Annotated in this window: 16 protein-coding genes and 1 pseudogene; 7 read left to right on the top strand and 10 right to left on the bottom strand. The window is 66.9% G+C overall.

Annotated elements, in window-relative coordinates; genetic code table 11:
• The first annotated feature begins 90 nt into the window (after positions 1-90).
• A complete protein-coding gene (gene pnp / locus LVB87_RS10890; RefSeq protein ID WP_232897985.1) occupies positions 91-2199 on the top strand; it encodes a polyribonucleotide nucleotidyltransferase in 2109 nt (702 codons plus the stop codon).
• A 264-nt stretch (positions 2200-2463) separates the two neighbouring features.
• A complete protein-coding gene (locus LVB87_RS10895) occupies positions 2464-2751 on the top strand; it encodes a hypothetical protein (protein WP_232897986.1) in 288 nt (95 codons plus the stop codon).
• Here the strand turns inward: LVB87_RS10895 and LVB87_RS10900 are convergent.
• The 8 genes and pseudogenes from LVB87_RS10900 to LVB87_RS10935 form a co-directional block, all read right to left on the bottom strand.
• Positions 2748-6731 carry a PAS domain S-box protein gene (locus LVB87_RS10900; RefSeq protein WP_232897987.1) on the bottom strand — a complete coding sequence of 1328 codons (3984 nt, stop codon included), beginning with the start codon at positions 6729-6731 and terminating at the stop codon, positions 2748-2750. The two genes, LVB87_RS10895 and LVB87_RS10900, sit on opposite strands and share 4 nt — an antisense overlap.
• 36 nt (positions 6732-6767) lie before the next feature.
• Positions 6768-7700, bottom strand: coding sequence for a lysylphosphatidylglycerol synthase domain-containing protein (locus tag LVB87_RS10905; RefSeq protein WP_232897988.1), 933 nt, complete (start codon positions 7698-7700; stop codon positions 6768-6770).
• Between the two features lie 20 nt (positions 7701-7720).
• The gene (locus LVB87_RS10910; protein ID WP_343223373.1) at positions 7721-8458 is read right to left on the bottom strand and encodes an endonuclease/exonuclease/phosphatase family protein; all 738 of its coding nucleotides are present in this window, start codon (positions 8456-8458) and stop codon (positions 7721-7723) included.
• Between the two features lie 19 nt (positions 8459-8477).
• Positions 8478-9530 carry a DNA polymerase IV gene (gene dinB, locus LVB87_RS10915; protein WP_232900544.1) on the bottom strand — a complete coding sequence of 351 codons (1053 nt, stop codon included), beginning with the start codon at positions 9528-9530 and terminating at the stop codon, positions 8478-8480.
• Between the two features lie 43 nt (positions 9531-9573).
• Entirely contained in the window at positions 9574-10836 is a 1263-nt protein-coding gene (locus LVB87_RS10920) for a hypothetical protein (RefSeq protein ID WP_232897989.1), read from the bottom strand.
• Positions 10837-10959: 123 nt separating this feature from the next.
• Positions 10960-12345 (bottom strand): hypothetical protein, encoded by a 1386-nt coding sequence (locus LVB87_RS10925; protein WP_232897990.1) that lies wholly within the window; start codon positions 12343-12345, stop codon positions 10960-10962.
• 144 nt (positions 12346-12489) lie between these two features.
• Positions 12490-13260 (bottom strand): annotated as a pseudogene (locus LVB87_RS10930) (ribonuclease H-like domain-containing protein); the annotation flags it as partial.
• A 92-nt stretch (positions 13261-13352) separates the two neighbouring features.
• On the bottom strand, positions 13353-15764 hold the full coding sequence (locus LVB87_RS10935; protein ID WP_232897991.1) for a DEAD/DEAH box helicase: 2412 nt from the start codon (positions 15762-15764) through the stop codon (positions 13353-13355).
• A 156-nt stretch (positions 15765-15920) separates the two neighbouring features.
• Between LVB87_RS10935 and LVB87_RS10940 the strand changes: the two genes are divergently transcribed.
• The 5 genes from LVB87_RS10940 (at position 15921) to LVB87_RS10960 (ending at position 19890) form a co-directional block, all read left to right on the top strand.
• Positions 15921-16541 carry a CDP-alcohol phosphatidyltransferase family protein gene (locus tag LVB87_RS10940; protein ID WP_232897992.1) on the top strand — a complete coding sequence of 207 codons (621 nt, stop codon included), beginning with the start codon at positions 15921-15923 and terminating at the stop codon, positions 16539-16541.
• A 14-nt stretch (positions 16542-16555) separates the two neighbouring features.
• Positions 16556-17608 (top strand): class III poly(R)-hydroxyalkanoic acid synthase subunit PhaE, encoded by a 1053-nt coding sequence (gene phaE, locus LVB87_RS10945; protein ID WP_232897993.1) that lies wholly within the window; start codon positions 16556-16558, stop codon positions 17606-17608.
• Positions 17605-18681, top strand: a complete 1077-nt coding sequence (locus LVB87_RS10950; protein WP_232897994.1) for a class III poly(R)-hydroxyalkanoic acid synthase subunit PhaC — start codon at positions 17605-17607, stop codon at positions 18679-18681. Before phaE ends, LVB87_RS10950 begins: the two co-directional genes overlap by 4 nt.
• Positions 18682-18686: 5 nt before the next feature.
• On the top strand, positions 18687-19148 hold the full coding sequence (locus LVB87_RS10955) for a hypothetical protein (protein ID WP_232897995.1): 462 nt from the start codon (positions 18687-18689) through the stop codon (positions 19146-19148).
• 355 nt (positions 19149-19503) lie between these two features.
• On the top strand, positions 19504-19890 hold the full coding sequence (locus LVB87_RS10960) for a VOC family protein (RefSeq protein ID WP_232897996.1): 387 nt from the start codon (positions 19504-19506) through the stop codon (positions 19888-19890).
• A gap of 8 nt (positions 19891-19898) precedes the next feature.
• On the opposite strand, the gene lolD is transcribed toward LVB87_RS10960, so the two are convergent.
• Both lolD and LVB87_RS10970 read right to left on the bottom strand, forming a co-directional pair.
• Entirely contained in the window at positions 19899-20591 is a 693-nt protein-coding gene (gene lolD, locus LVB87_RS10965) for a lipoprotein-releasing ABC transporter ATP-binding protein LolD (protein WP_232897997.1), read from the bottom strand.
• Positions 20584-21825 (bottom strand): lipoprotein-releasing ABC transporter permease subunit, encoded by a 1242-nt coding sequence (locus tag LVB87_RS10970; protein WP_232897998.1) that lies wholly within the window; start codon positions 21823-21825, stop codon positions 20584-20586. Before LVB87_RS10970 ends, lolD begins: the two co-directional genes overlap by 8 nt.
• Position 21826: the final 1 nt, after the last annotated feature.

The raw sequence follows: 21826 nt of genomic DNA on the forward strand, positions 1-21826 counted from the left end.
TTTTAAGAGGTCGCCGCTCCCCCGGCGACAACCGCCTCCGGCATGGGTCGGAACGCGGTCCATCCGCAAGTCATCCAAGGAATTACACACGTGGCAAAAATTACCAAGACCTTCCAGTACGGCAAGCACGAGGTCACCCTCGAAACCGGCGAAATCGCGCGCCAGGCCTCCGGCGCCGTGGTCGTCAAGATCGACGGCACCGTACTGCTGGTCACCGCCGTCGCCGCCAAGTCCGCGCGCGAAGGCCAGGACTTCTTCCCCCTGACGGTGGATTACCAGGAGAAGTTCTACGCCGGCGGCCGCATCCCGGGCGGCTTCTTCAAGCGCGAAGGGCGCCAGACCGAAAAGGAAACGCTGATCTCGCGCCTGATCGATCGCCCGATCCGCCCGCTGTTCCCCGAGGAATACAAGAACGAAGTCCAGATCATCGCGACCGTGATGTCGCTGAATCCGGAAGTCGATGGCGACATCGCCGCGCTCATCGGCGCCTCGGCCGCGCTCTCGCTGGCCGGCACGCCGTTCCAGGGCCCGATCGGCGCCGCGAAGGTCGGTTACAAGAACGGCCAGTACCTGCTCAACCCCTCGACCACCGAACTGGTGGATTCGGAACTCGAACTCGTCGTCGCCGGCACCTCCAACGCCGTGCTGATGGTCGAATCCGAAGCGAAGGAACTCTCCGAAGACGTGATGCTCGGCGCGGTGATGTTCGGCCATCGCGAAATGCAGAAGGTCATCAACGCCATCAACGAGCTCACCGTCGAAGCGGGCACCAAGCCCACGACGTGGACCGCCCCGGCGAAGAACACCGCGCTCATCGGCGCCATCACCGAAGCCGCCGGCGCGCAGCTCGCGCAGGCCTACCAGGTGCGCGACAAGGGCGAGCGCCGCGAAGCCATCGGTGCGATCCGCAAGGATGTCTGGTCCTCGCTGACCGGCCGCGCTGAATCGGAAGGTTGGGCCGCCGGCGAATACGCGAAGGAATTCGGCGACCTCGAATACAGCACGATGCGCAACGCGGTCCTCTCGACCAAGACCCGCATCGACGGCCGCGCGCTCGACACCGTGCGCCCGATCGCTTCGAAGGTCGGCATCCTGCCGCGCACGCACGGCTCCTCGCTGTTCACCCGTGGCGAAACGCAGGCGATCGTGGTCGCCACGCTCGGCACCGCGCGCGATGGCCAGATCATCGACGCCGTCGCCGGCGAGTACAAGGAACACTTCCTGTTCCACTACAACTTCCCGCCCTACTCGGTCGGTGAAGCGGGCCGCATGATGGGTCCGAAGCGTCGCGAAATCGGCCACGGCCGCCTCGCCAAGCGCGGCGTGCTCGCCGTGATGCCGACGATGGAAGAATTCCCGTACACGATCCGCATCGTGTCGGAAATCACCGAGTCGAACGGCTCCTCGTCGATGGCCTCGGTCTGCGGTTCGTCGCTGGCGCTGATGGACGCGGGCGTGCCGATCAAGTCGCCGGTCGCGGGCATCGCGATGGGCCTGGTGAAGGAAGGCGACGCCTACGTCGTGCTCAGCGACATCCTCGGCGACGAAGACCACCTCGGCGACATGGACTTCAAGGTCGCGGGCACCGAGAAGGGCGTCTCCGCGCTGCAGATGGACATCAAGATCCAGGGCATCACCGAAGAGATCATGAAGGTGGCGCTGGCGCAGGCGAAGGCCGGCCGACTGCACATCCTCGGCGAGATGGCGAAGGCCATCACCACGCCGCGCGGCGAGCTCAGCGAGTTCGCGCCGCGCCTGCTCACGATGAAGATCCACCCGGACAAGATCCGCGAAGTGATCGGCAAGGGTGGTTCGACCATCCAGGCGATCACCAAGGAAACCGGGACGCAGATCGACATCCAGGACGACGGCACGATCGTCATCGCTTCGGTCAACGCCGCCGCCGCCCAGGCTGCGAAGGCGCGCATCGAGCAGATCACGTCGGACGTCGAGCCGGGCCGCATCTACGAGGGCAAGGTCGTCAAGCTGATGGACTTCGGTGCGTTCGTCACCATCCTTCCGGGCAAGGACGGTCTGGTCCACGTGTCGCAGATTTCCAACGAGCGCGTCGAGAAGGTCAGCGACAAGCTCAAGGAAGGCGATGTGGTGAAGGTCAAGGTGCTCGAGGTCGACAAGCAGGGTCGCATTCGTCTGTCGATGAAGGCCGTGGAAGAAGGCGAGGGGATTCCGGCGGCGTAAGCTTCCGCGAGTCAGCGTCTGATCGAAAAAGCGGGCTTCGGCCCGCTTTTTCTTTGCGGGTTGGAAAGCGGTCATCGGCTCCGGAAGGGACGGGCCGCCACGCCCTCGGTTATCGCGCCTGTCGGAGCGCCTCCAAGCCGCATCCATGCAAACGGAGCTCCGCCCGGGTGGCCATCCATGGCCGCCCTGCAGTCGCGATAACCGAGTGCGTGTCGACCCTCCGCGCAGGTTTGTGGGCTGCACTGCGTTCGTTATAGTCGCGCCATGATCGATTTTCGACGCTTGACTACGATTCCGACGGTCTGGTTGTTCGCGCCCTTGGTGGTGGCGGGGGTCGCGATTGCCGTGCTCAGTGCATTTCCTGTGCACGAAGTTGTTTGGGACGTCGGGTCCTGGTGTTTGGTGGGTGCGATGGCGATGTTGGTTGTCTTGCTTCCCGTTACGGCGGTGGCGTTGGCGGTCAATCCTGCTGCGCGCACGTGGGGGCGGTGGGTCGCGTTCGTGTTCGGGATGCTCTTCATGGGCGTCGTGGTGTACGCCGCGGTCACTTAGTGCAAGGCATCCAGGCGCGCGAGGAGCATTTCCGGATCGACGGGTTTCACCAGGTGTGCGTCGAAGCCGCTTTGTTGCGAGCGCAGGCGATCGGCGTCGGTGCCCCAGCCGGTGGTGGCCAGCACGGCGATGCGGTCGCCGCCGGGCATGGCGCGGATCTGTTGGCAGGTTTCGTAGCCGTCCAGTAGCGGCATGCCGAGGTCGAGCAGGACGACGTCGGGTTTGCGTTCGGCCACGGCTTCCACGCATGCGCGTCCGTCGTAGACGGTGCGGACGTCGTGGCCCTGCATTTGCAGGAACAGGGCCATCGAATCGGCGCTTTCGTGGTTGTCGTCGGCGACCACGATCGACATGGCCTGCGGGTCGCGCACGATCGGCCAGTCCATCGAATCCGCGCCGACTTGCCGCACGCCCACCAGGGGCAGGCGCACGACGAACTCGCTGCCGCGTCCGATGCCTGCGCTGCGCGCTTCCACGGTGCCGCCGTGCTGTTCGACCAGGCTGCGCACCAGGGTCAGGCCGATGCCGAGTCCGCCCTGCGAATGCGCGCGGCCGTGCTCGCTCTGCGTGAACATGTCGAAGACCTGCGTGAGCATGTCCTGGGCGAGGCCGATGCCGTCGTCCTCCACGCGGATCTCCGCCCACGGGCCCGCGCGTCCGGCATGCAGCGTGATGTTGCCGCCCGACGGCGTGTACTTCGCGGCGTTGTTGAGCAGGTTGGTGAAGACCTGCGCCAGTCGCACGGGATCGGCGTCCAGCGGCAGCGGTTCGGTGGTGACGTCCAGGTGGAAGTGGTGGTTGGCCTGTTCCAGCAAGGGGCGGCTGGTTTCGATCGCGGCATCCAGCACGTCGCGCATCATCACGCGCTGCTTGCGCAGTTCGATCTCGCCGCGGGTGATGCGCGAGACCTCCATCAGGTCGTCCACCAGGCGCACCATGTGCGAGACCTGGCGCTCCATCATGCCGTGCAGCTTGTGCAGTTGCGCGTCGTCGCCTTCGCGCGCACGCAGGATGTGCAGGCAGTTGCGCAGCGGGGCGAGCGGGTTGCGCAGTTCGTGGGCGAGGGTGGCCAGGAATTCGTCCTTGCGGCGATCGGCGGCGCGCAGGTCTTCGAGTGTCTGGCGGCGTTCGATCAGGTCGGCGGCCTGGCGGGCGAGGATGTCGAGCAGGCGCAGGTCGCGCTCGGCGGGGACGTGCGGGCGCGTCCAGTGTGTCGACAGCATGCCGACGATCTGGCCGTCGCGCGCGTACAGGGGCGTGCTCTGCGCCGCGGAAATGCCCGTACGCCGATAGCGGTCGGCATCGGCCGATCCATCCATCGCGGGCGTCTGCTCGACGTCGGTCACGATGGTGCGTGCGCCGCTGCGCAGGGATTGCGCGCCACAGCTCTGCGAGGTCGGCCCGGCATCGATCCACGTCCACGCCGCCTGGTTCTGCGGGGTGAAGCCGCGTGCGGCGAGCAGTTCGAGTTCGCCGTTGCCGCGTTCCGGATGCAGGCGCTGCAGCACCGCGAACTGCGAATGCATGATCGCCATCGCGGCGGCGACGATCTTGTCGTACAGCGTTTCCTCGGTCTCTTCGTGCACGAGTTCGGCGCTGATGCTTTGCAGCAGGGTGGCGTCGCCCAGTTCGGCTTCCAGGCGCGCTTCGCTTTCGCGCACCGCGACTTCCGCGCGGGCGCGTTCGATGGCGGCCCAGGTACGTTCCGCGGTTTCCTCGATGAGCGCGATCTCGTCGCCCGCCCACAGGCGTGGCGTGGCCTGGTGCACGCTGAGCACGGCTTCCAGTCGGCCTGCCTTGACCAGGGGCACCGAGACATGCGCGCGCACGTGCTGGCGATCGTAGCTCTCGCGAAACGCCGCACCGAGGGTGCTGCTGGCATGCACGTCGTCCAGCACCACGGTGCGTCCGCTGCGCAATCGCGCGCCGAGGTCTTCCCCGAAGCTCGACAGACGGTGTTCGCCCACGAGCGACGGCATGTCGTTGCCGCAGTGCTCCGACAGCACGCGCACGGTCTCGTGGTCGTCCAGCACTTCGGCGTAGACCACGCGATCGGCGCGCAGGTACTCGCATAGCGTGTCCGCCGCCGCGCGCTGGATCTCGTTGGGGTCGGCAAGTGGGCGCAACGCATCGCTGAGCGAGACGCGGAAGGCCGCGCGCGCGGCGGAACGGCGCATCAGGGCCTCGGCGCGCTTGCGCTCGGTGAGGTCCATCGCCATGGCCACGACGTAGCGTCGACCATCCTTCAAGGCGCCCGGCGAGGAGGCGTTGAGGCTCCACGCGCGCGGCTGGCCATCGCGCGTGACGATGTCGATGTCGGTCTGCAGCATCGCGTGGTCGACGCCGAACAGGCGATCCATCGCGTCGCGGAAGCTCCCTTCGCGAATGCCGTAGGCGCGCCGCAACCAGTCCTGCAGCACCGGGGCATCTTCCAATGAGTATCCGGTCTGCTCGGTCCAGCTTCGACTGAGCTGCAGCACCTCGCCGTCGTCGGCATGGATGATCAAGGCGAGCGGGGCATCCTCCACCGTGCGGCGCAACTGCAGTTCGTTCTCGCGCAGGCGTTCCATGGCCGCGCGGCGGCCGGTGTCGTCGAAGTTCACGCCGGTCAGTCCGATGGCGTGTCCGTCCGCGTCATAGATCGCGCGGCCGCGCGAAACGATCCAGTGCACTTCGCCATTGGGCCAGACTACGCGATGCTCGGCGTCGTACTCGTCGTGCGAGGCCACGGTATGCACGATCGCGCGGCGCATGCGGTTGCGGTCGTCGGGATGGATCAGTTCGTCGAAGGCGCGTTGCAGGTCCAGCGGCTCGTCGGGCGCGAGGCCGAAGTTCGCCTTGCACTGGTCGGACGCGGTAGGGGCCATCGTGCGCAGGTCCACGTACCAGGTGCCGAGCTTGCCGGTGTTGAGCACGAGCTGCAGGTGGTCGGCCTGTTCGCGCAGCGTGGATTCCAGAGCCTTGTGCTTGCCGATGTCGATGATCACCGCCACCGCGCCTTCGTAGACACCGTCGGGGCCACGCAATGCGCTGGTGCTCGCGCTGGCCCAGAGGGGATTGCCGTCGGCGCGCAGGTACTGCTTTTCGATCGTGAGGCTTGGCGTGCCGTCTTCGAGCTGGCGCAAGGCCTCCAACGATTCCTCGATGCACTGCGGATCGGTGATGTCGGTGACGTGCTTGCCGAGCAGCTGGTCCTCGCGATAGCCGAGCATGCGGCACAGGCAAGGATTGACGTAGGTCATGCGTCCGTCGATGTCGGTGACCATCACGCCGGCGACGGTCTGGTGCATCACCGATCGCAGCTGGCGTTCGCTGTGTTCCAGGCGATCGGCGGCGCGCGAGCGTTCGATCCAGTCGGCGGCCTGGCGCGAGAGCAGGTCGAGCAGCAACAGGTCGCGTTCGCCCGGCAATCCTGCGCCGTGGTAGGTGGTGATCGCGCCGAGCACGTGGCCGTCGCGCGCCAGCAGCGGCGAGGCCTGTACCGCGCGGATGTCGCTGCGCAGGAGTGCCGCACGTGTGTCGCCATCGATCGGCGTGGCCTGCGACACGTCTTCCACCAGCACGCGACGCGCCGTGCGTGCAGCTTCGTTCGCGACGCTGGCGGTGCCGACGGTGCCGAGGAACGCATCGAAGTTGCCTTCGAAGCCGTGGCTGGCGATCAATCCGAGGGTCATCCCGTCGTCGCGCATCAGGCGCAGTTCGCCGCGGTCTGCGTTGGTGACCGCGACCGCGGCGGCGACGACATCCTGCAACAACGCGGCTTCGTCTTCGTCCGCGCGCACCAGCCGCGTGCTCAGCGCCTGCAAGCGACGCAGGTGGTCGATCTCGGTCTCGTGCACCTGCAGCGCGGTGCGCAGCGAATGCGGCCATGCGGCCAGCGGGCCCAGGGGCGTGGACGACCAATCGAAGGCGCGCACGCGACGCAGCCAGTCCCCTTCACCGGCGGTGAGGCGTTCCGGATCGTGCCCGGGCGCATCCATTGGCGTCGCACCGTCCTCCGTGACCCGGAACTTAACTCAACGCAACGGAGTGCTACGTGCAGGACGGCCGCGGAACTCGAGGAGGGCGTAGGCGAGCAGGGCGAGGACCAGCGGCGCCAGGTAATAGCAGGCGCGATAGGCGAGCAACGCAGCGATGATCTCTGGCGCAGGAGTTGCATGGCCCAGCAATGCGATGAAGACCGCCTCCATCACGCCGAGGCCCGCGGGAACGTGGGCGATGGCGGTGGTGATGGCGGCAAGCAGCAGTGCGGCGAGCACCACGGCATCCCCCGTCCGGGGGAGGAAGCGCGCGACGATCATGCCCATCAGCGCCCAGTTTCCGGCGGCCATCGCGATCTGCAGCAAGGCGAGTTGCAGCGAAGGCAAGCGGAAATGGTGGCCGCGCACATGGAAGATCCGCCCGTGCGTCGCGCGACAGGCGATGAGGTAGGCCACGATGGCGCACAGCATCGCCACGCCGAGCACGCGCAGGCCCGTGCCGGTTCCCACGGGGAGCAGCGTGAACTCCGGCGGCGGCACGATCGCGCCGGACGCGAACAGGGCGCTTGCGAGCGCCACGTAGCCGATCCAGTTCGTCGCGATGCAGAAGAGCACCACGCGCGCGATGCGGCCGAGCGACACGCCTTCGCGCGCATACATCCGGAAGCGGAAGCCGGTGCCGCCCACGAGTGCGCCGATGTTGAGCGAGAACGCATAGGCGATGAGGGAGATCATCATCACGCGCGGGGTCGCGACATGGTGGTCGGCGTAGCGGCGTGCCGCCAGGTCGTAACACGAATAGAGCAGGTAGCTCGCGACAGTGAGCGCGAGGGCGCTCGCCACTGTCGTGGCGTCGAGTGCAAGCAGCGCTGCGGCGACGTCGTGCCATGCGATCGACTGCGCCGCACGAACGAGCAGCGCCCCCACGAGGACGAGGAACACGGCAAGGCCCACGCGCTTGGCGCGCATGGCATGTCGCCAATGCCGCGTCACCAGGCGATCTCCACGGACAACGGGGCATGGTCGGACAGGTGCGTCCACGGGCGCATCGAAAGCACCGTGGGCGCATGCGCCTGCGCGTTGCGTACGTAGATGCGGTCGACCGGCAGGAGCGGCCAGCGGGCCGGAAACGTGCGCGCAAGCCGGCCGTGCGCCTGCTGGAACACTTCGCGCAGACCGCAGGCCTCCACCAGTCGATGTCCACGTGCACGCCAGTCGTTGAAGTCGCCGGCCACGATCAGCGGCGCATCGGCCGGCACTTCGCTGGCCAGCACTTCGCCGAGCAAGCGCAGTTGCTCGCGGCGATGCGATTCGCGCAGGCCCAGGTGCACGCAGATCGCGTGCAGCACCGTGCCATCTACTTCGAGTTCGGCGTGCAGCAGCCCGCGTTCCTCGTGGCCCTGGATGGAGACGTCGCGATTGACGTGCGAGCGGATGGCGAACTTCGACAGCAACGCATTGCCATGGTGGCCGTGCGGATACACCGCGTTGCGACCATACGCCGCGTGCGGCCACAGCGACTCGGCGAGGAATTCGTACTGCGGCGCGTCGGGCCACAGCGCGTGGCGTTGCTGGTGCAAGGCGTTCTCGCCCATGACTTCCTGGAGGAACACGAGGTCCGCCGACACCGCGCGCACCGCCTCGCGCAGTTCATGCAGCACGAAGCGCCGATTGAGCAGGTCGAAGCCCATGTGGCAGTTGAGGGTGAGGACGTGGAGGGCGGGCACGGCGGCAGTGTGTCCGCGCTCAGGCGAAGAGATCGTGCTGGCCGGGCAGGCGGTCGGGATCGACGAAGCCGGACAAGCCCACGCCCACCAGGCGGTAGCGCGTGCGCGAAGGCAGTTCGACGCGCTCGCGCAGGGCGCAGGCGAGGTCGGCCAGGCGCGCGAGCGAGTCCGGCGGTTCCGGCGGCGTGAGGCTGCGCGTGAGGATGCGGAAGTCATGGGTCTTGAGCTTCAGCACCACGGTGCGGGCGATGCGCCCGTGCTCGGTCGCGCGTTCGCGTTCGTAACCGGCCCAGGCTTTCTCGGCGAGGCGGCGGATGTGCGGTTCGAGTTCGGCCAGGCGCAGGTCGTGTTCGAAGGTGTCTTCGGCGCTGATCTGCATGGTCGGGCGTTCGGACTGCACCGGGTGGTCGTCGATGCCGTGCGCGAGCTCGTGCAGGCGGCGGCCCCAACGCCCGAAGCGTTGTTCGAGATAGGCCGGCCCCAGCGCGCGCAGGTCCGCGACGGTCGACACGCCGAGTTCGGCGAGCTTGGCTTCCATGACCTTGCCCACGCCGGGCAGGCGACCGACCGGCAGCGGCGCGAGGAAGGCGTCGACCTGGTGCGGTCGGATGACGAACAGGCCATCAGGCTTGTTCCAGTCGGACGCGATCTTCGCGAGGAACTTGTTGGGCGCCACGCCTGCGGACGCGGTGAGCTGCGTTTCCTCGCGGATCGCGGTGCGGATCGCCTCCGCGGTCGCGGTGGCCGAGGGCATGTGGGTGAGCGTGTGCGTGACGTCGAGGTAGGCCTCATCGAGCGAGAGCGGTTCGATCAGGTCGGTGTGGCGCGCGAAGATCTCGCGCACGTGCTTGGAGACCGCCTTGTAGCGGGTGAAGTCCGGCGGCACGAAGATCGCCTGCGGGCACAGGCGTTCGGCGCGCACCGCGGGCATCGCCGAACGCACGCCGAACTTGCGCGCCTCGTAACTCGCTGCGCAGACCACTGAACGCGCACCGCGCCATGCGACGACGACGGGCTTGCCGCGCAGCGACGGATCGTCGCGCTGCTCCACCGACGCGTAGAACGCGTCCATGTCGACGTGCAGGATCTTGCGCGGGGTGTCGCTCACGCCGGGCTCAGCGCCAGAAGGGAATCCGGCTGTCGCCCGAGCCCTTGTGCGTCGGTGGTTCGGCGACTTTCACCTCGTGCCTTCCGCGCGCGAGGTCGCGCACGTCGATCATCGTGACCAGGGCGGGACGGTTCGTGCGCGCGTCCTGGCCGACGTCGAACTGCACGGGAAGCGGCTTGCCGTCGAGCGAGACGCGATGCGCACGCTGCAGGCAATCCAGGGTGGTGAGGTCGTCGGCGTTGGCGCAGGTCGCGTCCAGGATCTTGCTGTCGCGATCGGGCACGTAGGGCACCACCAGCTGCAGATACGGACCGACGATCACGGCCGACTGGATGTAGGGCACGGGCTCGTCGCGCACGATGTCGCGGCGGTCGTCGTAGTTCGCCGGGTCCACGCTGCGCGTGCCGACTTCGTCGGAGTCCGGGAAGCGCGCATAGCTGCCGAACAGATCCGGATCGCGCGCGTAGAACAGGCTCGACGATGCCGCGAGCACCGCCAGCATGAAGATCGTGAAGGTCATCAGGATCGTGCGGCGGCGGCCGTGGTGGCTGGAGAGCATCGCGAGGGCGGGGTTGTTCGCCATGCCCATGCCGACGCGCGCGTAACCGCGCAGGATCGCCCGCACCACGCGCTGCGGGAGGCCGCCGGGTGTCATCTTCTCGCCGAAGTTGCGGTCGACCATCATTGCGAACGCATAGGGCAGGATCAGCAGCGAGAAGCCCCACACGACCCAGCCGATGTCGATCGGGATGCCGTAGTGGGTGTCGATCCACAATGCACCGCCGAGCAGCACGGCCACGCCGATGGTGATCAGGAACAGGATCGAGGCCAGCACGACGCCGAGCGCGAACACCATCGTCGCGCGATTGTCGGCGCGCTCGATGCTGTCCGACATCTGGCCCATGCGCTGGGATTCGATCTCGCGCGCGTTCGGACCGATGCCCAGGCGGTTCCAGTCCACGCCCTTCGGGTAGATCGAATGCATGCCCACCAGCGCGATCCAGCGTGCGCGCATCAGCAGGTGGATGACGAAGGTGACCGCCAGGATGAGCGCCGCGCTCTTCGCGTAGAGGTAGACCAGCCACAGCAGGCGCGCCCAGCGGTCGATGAAGCGCGGGGACCAGTCCAGCACCACGCTGTCGAGCCAGTTCGGCAACTGCAGCATCGCGAACACCGCGACGCCGGAGATGAGTAGTTCGACCTCCCACGTCGGCGTGGTTTCGCGCGGCAGCTGGAAGGCTGACGGGTCGCGTTCGTCGTTGTCCTGCATGGAAGGTCCCTGCGATGGCTGCGCGCAGGCTGGCAGGAGGGCGTGGCAGGCGCAAGGTCCCTTCGAAAAAAAAGGCCCCGGGGCATGCCCGGGGCCTTTGCGTCCTTGCGGATCGTCGCCGAATCAGGTCGGCGGAGGCAGGGCGAACAGGAACTTGCAGGGCTTCGCCTTGATGATCGTGGTGCCGTTGTTGAGCGTGGTGATCCAGGTGGTCAGCTGCAACTGCAGGGCGCGGTTCGGATCGCCGACCGGCGTGAGGCCATCGATGCCCAGGGCCGCGTTCGCATCGTCGCGGAGCTGGTTGACGGTCCCGCCGAACGCCGGATAGAAATCCGCGCCGACGATGTAACCGGCATCGATGTTCAGGCGCAGGATCGCGAGCTGCCGCGAGAGTGCATAAGCCTGGTTGGTCGTGCTGGTGTTGCTGAGGTAGCTGACCAGCGTGGCCCAGTTGGTGGCCTGTGCGATGTGCACCGTATCGAGGTTGAAGTTGCCGCCACCGGAGGAACGCAGGTTCAACTGGTTGAGCGCATTGAACTCGGGGTTCATCGTGCCGCCGTCGTTGACCTTGTTCATGCCGGACGTGCTGATCCAGAAGCTCTTCGGATTGCCCGTCTTGCAATCGCAGTAGTTGCCGAAGATCACTTCGGTGGTTTCGCCTGCGACCAGGTCCAGGCCCGTCACTGGGTTGGTCGGCGTGGCGGTGGCCGCGCCGTTGATGAACGACGCGGACTGGTGCCACGTGCCGCCTGCGGTGCCTTCGGTGACCGAGTACGGGTTGTCGGCGGGATCCAGGCCGAACCACGTCGTCAGGCCGTCGGGCGACTCCGTGAGCTGCGTGGAATCGAAGCTGTTGCCGTTCTGCGTGCGCATCGCCCAGCCGAACAGCGGTTGTTCGTCGGAGTCCCAGATGCCGTTGGCGTTGGCGTCGTAGAACTTGTAGACGTTGAGGTCGGCGGTTTCGGGAACAACCGCGGGTTCCTTGACGTGGAAGTTGTCGGTCTTGGTGTCGCCGTTCTTGAAGGTGTTGCCGTTGGCGATGTAGTCCGACTTGCGGGTGATCCAGGCTTTATAGACGCCGCCGTTGTTGGGTGTGTCGTCGAAGGGCGCCATCTGCACGCGCACGCCGTCGCACGGCGGTCCCGCCGCGACGACGGAGTGGCTATTGGCAGACACGATCACGCCGTTGAGCACGGTGAACTCGCGCTGGCTGATGTCGTCGCTGCTCAGCACGACGGTGCCGGAGGGATTGGTGATCTGGAACACGTACACGCCATCGTCGACGGCGGCCGCGCTGCAGTTGGAATTGGTCGGTCCACCGTTAAGGTAGACGTCGGCTTTGGAATCGTACTGGTTGACGTTGACGTTGCCGGCGACATCGGAGGTGAAGATCGCACCGTGGATGGCGGCGGCGTTGGCGACGCTGGCAACACCGGCGATGCAAAGGGAGAGGAACAGCGCGTTCGCGACGATGCGCACGCGCGATCGGTTGGGTCGATGCGGAGACATGGGCAGCCCCTAGCGGTTGTTGTTGGTTCTTCACGACTTCCGCCTCGCCCCCTGTCGGGCTACCGCATCCTTGAAGTCGCAGCGATTCCAACGCCGCAATGCGCACGCGAAGGACACGTGATGCGCAAGTTTTTTATGAATGCGTCAGGAAGCGACTGTGTGCGCCGAATGCGACTCATCCGTTGCATGCGCGACGCTAAGGTGTCGCAACAAGCGCGAGAGTGAAATCACATCCTGGTGGTTGTGTTCGAGCACGCGGCGCAGCGTGTGTGCAGAACCGCCGCGCAGGAACGTGCGCCATGCCGCCGGGGCTTCGGACCCCGGCAGGTCGTCCTCGCGCACGATGCGCAAGACCTGTCGCTCGATCGTCGCCAAGCGGCAGTTCTCGTAAACGCCGCGATAGCGACGCCGCGTGGGGTACAGCAGGTCGACGTGGTCGAGGCCCGCGAGTGGGTTTGCTTGCCGCGCCAAGCGATAGCGCGTGGCGAGCAGCGGCGCGTCGTAGCACTTGCCGTTGTAGCTGACGAGCAGCATGTCCGGGCGGACCCAGCTGCGGAACGCATCGAGCATCGCAGCTTCGGCGGACATCGCGCGCATCGTCAGCTGTCGGATGCGCAATGCACCCTCGTGCCAGTCGGCGGCACCGATCATGAAGGCGCGCGTGCCGGTGCCGCCGGCCAGGCCGGTGGTTTCGGTGTCGAAGAAGAGCATGCGCGCGGGGTCGAGCGCGTCCTTGCGATCGAAGGCGCCGCAGAAAGCCTCCGGCAACGGATCATCGCGGAGGAGCGTTTCCTGCAGCACGAGGTCGCGGGCGATCTCGATGCCAGGCAGCGTTCGGTCGTGCGAGACGGCATGCAGCGACGGTGACGGCGCGCGGACGCGCAGCAGTTGGCGCAGTTGTTCGATCGACGTGCGTGCGCTCGGTGGAGACATTGGTGCCGGTTCGCGTGCAGCGATATCGCCCCCGGCCTGGCGCTTGAGTTGTTGCAGCTTGGCGAGCGTGAGGCTCATGCGGCCTCCAGCGCCGCGAACACGCGCAGTGCGAGCGCACGCGGCGTGGCCTCGGCGCCTTCCTGCACTTCGAGCACGGGCCCGACGCACGCGGGGCAGCCGGCCTTGCAGTCGCAGCGCTCGACGAGTTCGCGCGCCAGTACCACCAGCTCGCGCTGGCGACGCCACAAGGGCTCGCTTTGCCCGACGCCGCCGGGATAGTTGTCGTAGAGGTACACCGTGGGCACGAAGCGGTCGTGGACATCGGGATCGCCGATGCCGCCGTCGGGGCTGCGCAGTTGCCCACGCCCGCGACTGTCCTGCGTGGCGAACCACGCACCGTCGCCACTGCCGACCGCCTTCTGCAGGTCGGCCGCATCGGCCATCACCGCGACCTTCGCCACCACGTGCAAGGCATATGCTGCGCCGAGGAAGCCATCCAGTGCGTCCTGGCGCGAAGGGAACCGTGCATCCAGCGCCTCCTGCGACAACTGCCACCACAGCGAGGTGGTATGCATTTCCTGGTCGGGCAGGGTGACGGGCCCGTAGCCGATGTTCTCGTGCGTGTAGTAGCGGATCTTCTTGTAGCCGGCGACGCGGCGCACCACGTGCACTTCACCGTGGTGGCAGGTGCCCTGGCCGGCGATGCAACCATCGAACCGATCCAGCACCTTGAGCTTGGTGTAGTCGATCGCGTCCGTGTAGTAGTCCACGTGCGTGCGCGTGACGTAGGCCTTGCGGCCTTCCCAGTCCAGGCGTTCCACCTGGTAGGGCGTGGACTGCACCATGTGGATCGCGCCTTCGTAGAGCATCAGCGGCGCGGAGGAATAGTCGACCTCGGCGATGATCACCTGGCGCCCGTCGGTGCGATCCACGACGACGAAGTTGCCGTCCGCCACCGAGCGCAGGCTCACGGCGTTGGCCGGATAACTGTCCGCGATCCATTCCCAGCGGCCACCTTCCGGATGCACGACGCCATCCTGTGCGAGCAGTTCCAGGTAGACCGTCGGATCCACGGGGCCGAAATGTTCGCCTTCGAGGAAGGGCAGTTCGAACGCAGCGCAGCGGACATGATCGAGCAGGATCACCGGCTGGTCGGGCGCGATGCGCGCCTGTTCGGGCGTCGCGTTCGAAAAGAACTCCGGATGGCGCACGACGTACTGGTCGAGCGGATCGGAGCTGGCGACCATCACGCCCACCGACGCCTGTTGCCGCCGGCCTGCGCGCCCGAAGCGCTGCCACGTCGCCGCCACCGAGCCCGGATACCCGTTGAGCACCACGACATCCAGGCTGCCGATGTCGACGCCCAGCTCCAGCGCCGAGGTGGACACGATGCCGTCGATCCGACCTTCGCGCATCGCACGTTCCGCTTCCCGGCGTTCCGTCGGCAGATAACCGCCGCGATAGGCGCGGATGCGCGCGGGCTTGCGCGGATCGTGGTCGAACACGTCCTTCAGGTACTTCGTCAGCACCTCGACCATCGTGCGCGACTGTGCGAACACGAGCGTCTTGAGCCCCGCGCGGATCGCCGTGCGCGCGATCTTGTTGCTCTGCGAACGCGCGGAGGCGCGCAGGCCCAGGTCGGGATTGACCACCGGCGGATTCCACAGCAGCACGTGCTTGTCGCCGGTGGGCGCGCCCGAATCGGTGATCGCGGTGACGTCGGCTTCGAGCAGTGCCTCGGCGTGGTCCTTCGGATTGCCGATGGTCGCCGAGCACAGGATGAACTGCGGCTTCGCGCCATAGAACGCGCAGACGCGACGCAGGCGACGCAACACGTTGGCCAGGTGCGAGCCGAACACGCCGCGATAGCTGTGGATCTCGTCGATCACCACGTACTGCAGGTTCTCGAAGAACTGCGCCCACTTGGTGTGGTGCGGCAGGATCCCCTGGTGGAGCATGTCCGGGTTGCTCACCACGATGTCGCCGTTGAGGCGGATGGCCTGGCGCTGGTCGCCGGGCGTGTCGCCGTCGAAGGTGGCGGCGCGCAGGCCCAGGTCGCCCGCGCGGTTGAGTTCGATCAGCTCGGCCACCTGGTCCTGCGCGAGCGCCTTGGTCGGGAACAGGTACAGCGCCTTCGCCTGGCGCGTCATCGCGGCGGCGACCACCGGAAGGGTGTAGCACAGCGATTTGCCGGAGGCGGTGGGCGTGGCGACCACGAGATGTTCGCCCCGCTGGGCGGCGTCCCACGCCTCGCGCTGGTGTGCATAGAGCTGCGAGACGCCGCGGCTGCGTAGTGCGGCGGCCAGCGCGAGGGGCAACGCGTCGGGCAGCTCGGCATAACGTCCCTCGCGGCCGGGCAGGACGAAATGGCCGGTGATCAGCGCAGCGTGCTTGCCGGCCAGGCGCGTGGCGAGCGCGCCACCGTCGCCGATGCGCGGGGCGGGGGGAACGGGGGGTTCGAACAGCGTCAGGGCCTGGGCCTGCATGGGCGTCGCGCTCTCTCTTGGCGATGCGCGCTGTTGTAGGCAGCTGATGTCGCAAGGGCTGAGATGCCGGCAGGGGCCCCGCCGACTGCATGCCGCGGTTGCGATGTTCACACTGCCTTTGGCACCCTGCGCGACTCCACAAGGAGTTGGACCGGCATGCAGCGACCCCGCCACTTCTCGATGCTGCGCGACTTCCACCTGGCGGATTGGTTCACCCTCGCCAACGCGTTCTGCGGCACCGGGGCCATCTTCGCGGCCATGCGCTTCCTGCAGGAGGGCGTGGTGCGCGACCTGCTGGTGGGCATGGCGCTGATCCCGCTCGCTTTCATCTTCGATGCGCTCGACGGGCGCGTCGCCCGCTGGCGCAAGTCGGCCTCCACGCTGGGCCGCGAGCTCGATTCGCTCGCCGACGTCATTTCCTTCGGCGTCGCGCCCGCCGCGCTCGGCTATGCCTGCGGCCTGCAGGGCGGCTGGGACTGGGTGGTGCTGTCATACTTCGTCGGTTGCGGCGTGAGCCGGTTGGCGCGCTACAACGTGACGGCCGAGCAACTCTCCGGCGACGACGACAAGGTGAAGTTCTTCGAAGGCACGCCGATCCCGTCGAGCCTGCTGATCGTGGTGATGCTCGCCATTGCCGCATTGCAGGACCGGATCGGCGCAGACCTGTGGTTCGGCGTGGTGCACCTCGGCCCCTGGCAGCTGCACCCGCTCGTCCTCGTCTTCGCGCTGAGCGGCTCGCTGATGATCAGCAAGACGCTGCGCATTCCGAAACTCTGAAGCAAGGAACATCGATGGATCCGTCCCGCGAATTCGAACAGCTCGCGCGCCAGTACTGGAGCGCGTGGGGCGACATGCTCCGTACCGGCGTCCCCGCCGGCGCGAAGGCCGATGCCCAATCCGGCGCGCAGGCCTGGCACGACGCCGTGGATTGGTGGATGCAGCTCGCACACGGGCAGCGTTCGGAGGTCAATGCCGCGGTGGATCGCTTCAACAGCCAGGCGCGCAGCTGGTACGGCGCGATGCAGGACGTCGCCGCGCGCTTCGCCGGCCAGGATGCCGCCGCGAGCGACATCGCCAAGGCCTGGAAGCAGGCGCTGGGCGCGGTGGGCGAAAACCCGTTCCCCGAACTCTTCCGTGCAATGCGCGGGCAGGGCCAGCAGGGCCTGGACCAGTGGATCGAGGATGCCTCGCCGTTCCTGGATGCATGGAAGCGCGAGGCGACCTCGTGGCTGGGCATGCCGGCCTTCGGCTTCGCGCGCGAACACCAGGAGCGTTTGCAGAAGCTCGCGCTCGCGCAGATCGACCTCCAGCAGCAGAACAGCGCCTACAACGCGCTGATGCTGAAGTCGGGACAGCGTGCGTACGAGTTGTTCGAAAAGAAGCTGGGCGAACGCAGCGCGCCGGGCAAGCAGCTCACGTCGGCCCGCGCCCTGTTCGACCTGTGGATCGATGCGGCGGAAGAAGCTTATGCGGAGATCGCGCTTTCGCCCGAGTTCCGCGCCGTCTACGGCCGCCTCGTCGACGCGCAGATGCGCGTGCGCGGCGGCGTGCAGGGCGAAGTGGAGCACATGACCGGCCAGCTCGGCATGCCCACGCGCAGCGAGGTCGACGCGGCGCACAAGAAGATCGCCCAGCTCGAACGCGAAGTGCGGAAGCTGCGCGATGCGCTGGCGACGCAGGGCGCCGCGAAGTCGGAACCCGCGCCGCATGCCACGAAGGCAAGCGCCGGCAAGCCATCCGCGAACGCGCGCCCGGACGAGCCCTCGCTGAAGGTGCAGGGCGACAAGATCCTCGGCAGCCGCAAGCCGGCCGCGAAAAAGACCACGAAGGGGAAGAAGGCATGACGCTGCATCCGCAGGGCCCGCTCGACATCAGCCCCGAAGCGCTCGCCGACGAAGCGCTCAAGGTCCAGCAGAAACTCGGCGCGGGCTTGAACACGCTGCGCGAAGTCGATGACGTCGATTACGGCGCGACGACCAAGGAAGCCGTGTGGTCCGACGGCAAGGTGGTGCTCTACCGCTATCGCGGCGAACAGGCGCCGACCGCGAAGGTCCCGCTGCTGATCAGCTACGCGCTGGTCAATCGGCCCTACATGGTCGACCTGCAAAGCGATCGTTCCATCGTGCGCGGGCTGCTCGCGCGCGGTGAAGACGTCTACATCATGGACTGGGGCTATCCGGATCGCTCGGATCGCTACCTCACGCTCGAGGATTACGTCGAACGCTTCCTCGGCGGCGCGATCGATTACCTGCGGCGCACGCACGGGCTGGATGCGATCAACCTGCTGGGCATCTGCCAGGGCGGCGCGTTCTCGCTGTGCTACGCCTCGCTGCACCCGGCCAAGATCCGCAACCTCATCACCATGGTCACGCCGGTGGACTTCCACACCGACGACAACATGCTGTCGCACTGGACGCGGTCGATGGACGTCGACCTGTTCGTCGACACGCTCGGCAACGTACCCGCCGACCTGATGAACTGGTGCTACCTCACGCTGAAGCCGGCACGCCTGTTCGTGCAGAAGTACGTCGGCCTCGTCGACATCCTCGACGACAAGAAGGCGGTCGAGGACTTCCTGCGCATGGAGAAGTGGATCTTCGATTCGCCGGACCAGGCGGGCGAGGCCTTCCGCCAGTTCGTCAAGCAGTTCTACCAAGCGAACGGATTCGTCAACGGCGGCGTGACCATCGGCGATCGCGAAGTGCACCTGGGCATGATCGAAATGCCGGTGCTCAACATCTTCGCCGAGCAGGACCACCTGGTGCCGCCGGCGGCCTCGAAGGCACTGCGCGGGTTGGTCGGCACGACCGACTACACCGAGCTGTCGTTCAAGGGCGGCCACATCGGCATCTACGTCTCCGGCCGCGCGCAGAAGGAAGTGCCGCAGACGATCCGCGATTGGTTGGCGCAACGCTGACGCCCATGTCGCCGGCGCTGCTGCGTGCACTGCGCGTCGTCGGCATGGCATGGACCTTGCCGAACACCTTGGTGGGATTGATCGCGGGCACGGTGGGAATCGCATTCGGCGCACACGCGCATGTGCGCCGGCGCGAATGCGCGATCGTGTTCCACCGCTGGCCGTGGGGGCCGGGCGGTGCGATCACCTTCGGCAACACCATCCTGCACACGGGCGACACGCTCGACTCGCCTTGCGTGACCTATGCGCATCGCGCGGGGCAGGCGGACGAGCCGACGATCCTGATGTCGGACCACGAACGTGCGCATGTCTTCCAGTACATGGTGCTGGGCCCGCTGTTCCTGCCGCTGTATCTGTTGTTCGGTGGGATCAGCGTGCGCAATCGCTTCGAGCGCGCGGCGGATCGTTATGCGTTGACGGGGAAAGGTTGGTGGCCGTGGGGAGCGCGAACTCAGCAGCCGGTTTGACGGTCGCATCACGGTTGCTGGCGTAGCTTCGGCAACCGTCAAGGAAAGCCGCGAGACGTTCCGAGAAACAACAGGTTTCGACGAACAAGACAAACCGCCGGACGACCTTGGCAAAGCGGAAGGCTCGATCCCCTCCAGGCCCTTGAAAAAGGCTTGCGAGATCGGGCCTTCTTTTTTGCGTGGCAAAAAAGAAGGCCCGAACTTTGCGCAGCAAAGTTCGCCGGGTGGTTGCAGGCCTTAACCCCGGCGCTGTCGCGCCGCCCCCTTCAACAAGAAGGGGGCCGGTGCCACCCGATGGTTGCGCGGCGATTTGTGTGGGGGCATTGTCGGGGCCATTCAGCGGAGGGCGTCGCAGATGGGCGAGCAATTCTTCCAGGTCACCCCTTTCATGCTGGTGCCCGACCTCGCGAAGGCGCTGGCCTTCTTCGACGATATCCTCGGGTTCAAGGCGACGTATCGCCAGGACAACTACGCCTACGTGACGCGCGACGGCGTGGCGTTCCGGATCCTGGAGGAAGGCGAGGGGAATCCCTTCCAGCCGGGGACGCGGCGGTTCGCGTATTACGTCGACGTGCGGGATGTCGATGCGTTGTACGCCGAGCTGAAGCCGAAGCTCGACACGCTGCCGCCGCGCGACGTGCACGGACCCGCGGACAAGGAATACCACCAGCGCGAGTTGCTGGTGCTCGCGCCGGATGGAAACCTGATTGCGTTCGGGCAGGCGATCGAGCCGGCGGGCTAGCCGCCGAATCAGACGTCGCTGGGTGCGACTTCCCGCAACTTCCCTTCATGCAGTTCGAGCACGCGGTCCAGGCGGCGCGCCAGGCTGCGGTCGTGCGTCACCAGCACCAGGCTGGTGCGCTGTGCGTGGTTGAGCTCGAGCATCTGCGCGAACACGTTCGCTGCGGTCTTCTCGTCGAGGTTGCCGGTGGGTTCGTCGCCGAGCACGCAGGCCGGCTTGTTCACGAGCGCACGCGCCACCGCGGTGCGCTGGCGCTCGCCGCCGGAGAGTTCGCCCGGCTTGTGCTGCAGGCGATGGCCGAGGCCGACCGACTCCAGCAATTCCTGCGCGCGCGTCTGCGCTGCGGGGATCGGCGTGCCGTTGAGCAGCACCGGGAGCATCACGTTCTCCAGCGCCGTGAATTCCGGCAGCAGGTGGTGGAACTGGTAGACGAATCCGAGTGCCTTGTTGCGCAGCCTGCCGCGCGCGGCGTCGGACAAGGTGCTCATCTGCTGGCCGGCCACCCAGACATCGCCCGCGGTGGGGATGTCGAGGCCGCCGAGCAGGTGCAGCAGGGTGCTCTTGCCGGCGCCCGAAGCGCCGAGCACCGCCACGGTTTCGCCTTCCGCCACCGACAGGTGCAGGTCGTGGAAGACGTGGGTGCGCAGCGATCCCTCGGAATAGGTCTTGGCCAGGCCGTCGGCGCGCAGGACGTCATTCATAGCGCAGCGCCTCCGCCGGCGCCGTGCGCGCCGCGCGCCACGCCGGATACAGCGTGGCGATGAAGGCCATGCCGAGCGCCACGAGCGCGATGGTCGCCACGTCGTCCGGTTTCATTTCCGTGGGCAGGCCGGTGATGTAGTACACGTCCTCGGGCAGCAGCTGCACGCCGAGGACGCGTTCGATCAGCGACAGGATGCCATCCAGGTTGAGCGTGAGCAGCACGCCGCCGATCACGCCGAGCACGGTGCCGATGATGCCGATGAGCGTGCCCTGGACCATGAACACCTGCATCACGCCGCGCGGCGTGAGGCCCAGCGTGCGCAGGATGGCGATGTCCGCCTGTTTGTCGGTCACCAGCATCACCTGCGAGGACACGAGGTTGAACGCGCCCATCGCGATCAGCAGCGAGAGCAGGATCGCCATCACCGTCTTTTCCATCTTCAGCGCGCGGAACATGTTGGCGTTCTCGCGCGTCCAGTCGCTGACGCTGTAGGGGCCGGGCAACTTCAGCGCCAGCTCGCGGGCGACGTCGAAGGCCTTGTCCATGTCGTACAGCTTCAGGCGCACGCCGGTGACGCCGTCGCCCATGCGCATCAGGCGCTGCGCGTCCTGCAGGTGCACGACGGCCAGGCCCTTGTCGAATTCGTTGTAGCCGGCCTCGAACAGGCCCGTCACCTTGAAGCGCTTGAACTGCGGCATCGCGCCCATCGGCGTGGCCTGCAGGTCGGTGGTCACCACGACGCTGTCCCCGACGTTCACGCCGAGCCACAAGGCCAGCTCTCGCCCGAGCACGATGTTGAATTCCCCGGGCTTCAGCGAGTCGATGGAGCCATCGACCATTTTCTTGCCGAGCACCGAGACCTTGGCTTCTTCCGCAGGCAGGATGCCGCGGATGATCGCCGGCTGGTTGCGCGTGCTGCGCAGCAGGCCCTGGGTTTCGACGTAAGGCGCGGCGCCGGCGACGCGCTTGTCCTGCGACGCGAGCGCGACCGCGTGCGGCCAGTCGGTGAGCGGCTCGCCGTAACCGCTGACGGTCGCGTGGGCGGCCATCTGCAGCATGCGGTCGCGGATCTCGCGCTGGAACCCGCTCATGACCGCGAGCGTGGTGATGAGCGCGGTGACACCGAGCGCGATGCCCAGGATCGACGCGAGCGAGATGAAGGAGATGAAGCCATTGCGGCGCTTGGCGCGGAGGTAGCGCAGGCCGATGGCGACGGGGATGGGTTTGAACATG

It is taken from the genome of Lysobacter sp. KIS68-7, from assembly GCF_021284745.1.
Lineage (GTDB): Bacteria > Pseudomonadota > Gammaproteobacteria > Xanthomonadales > Xanthomonadaceae > Noviluteimonas.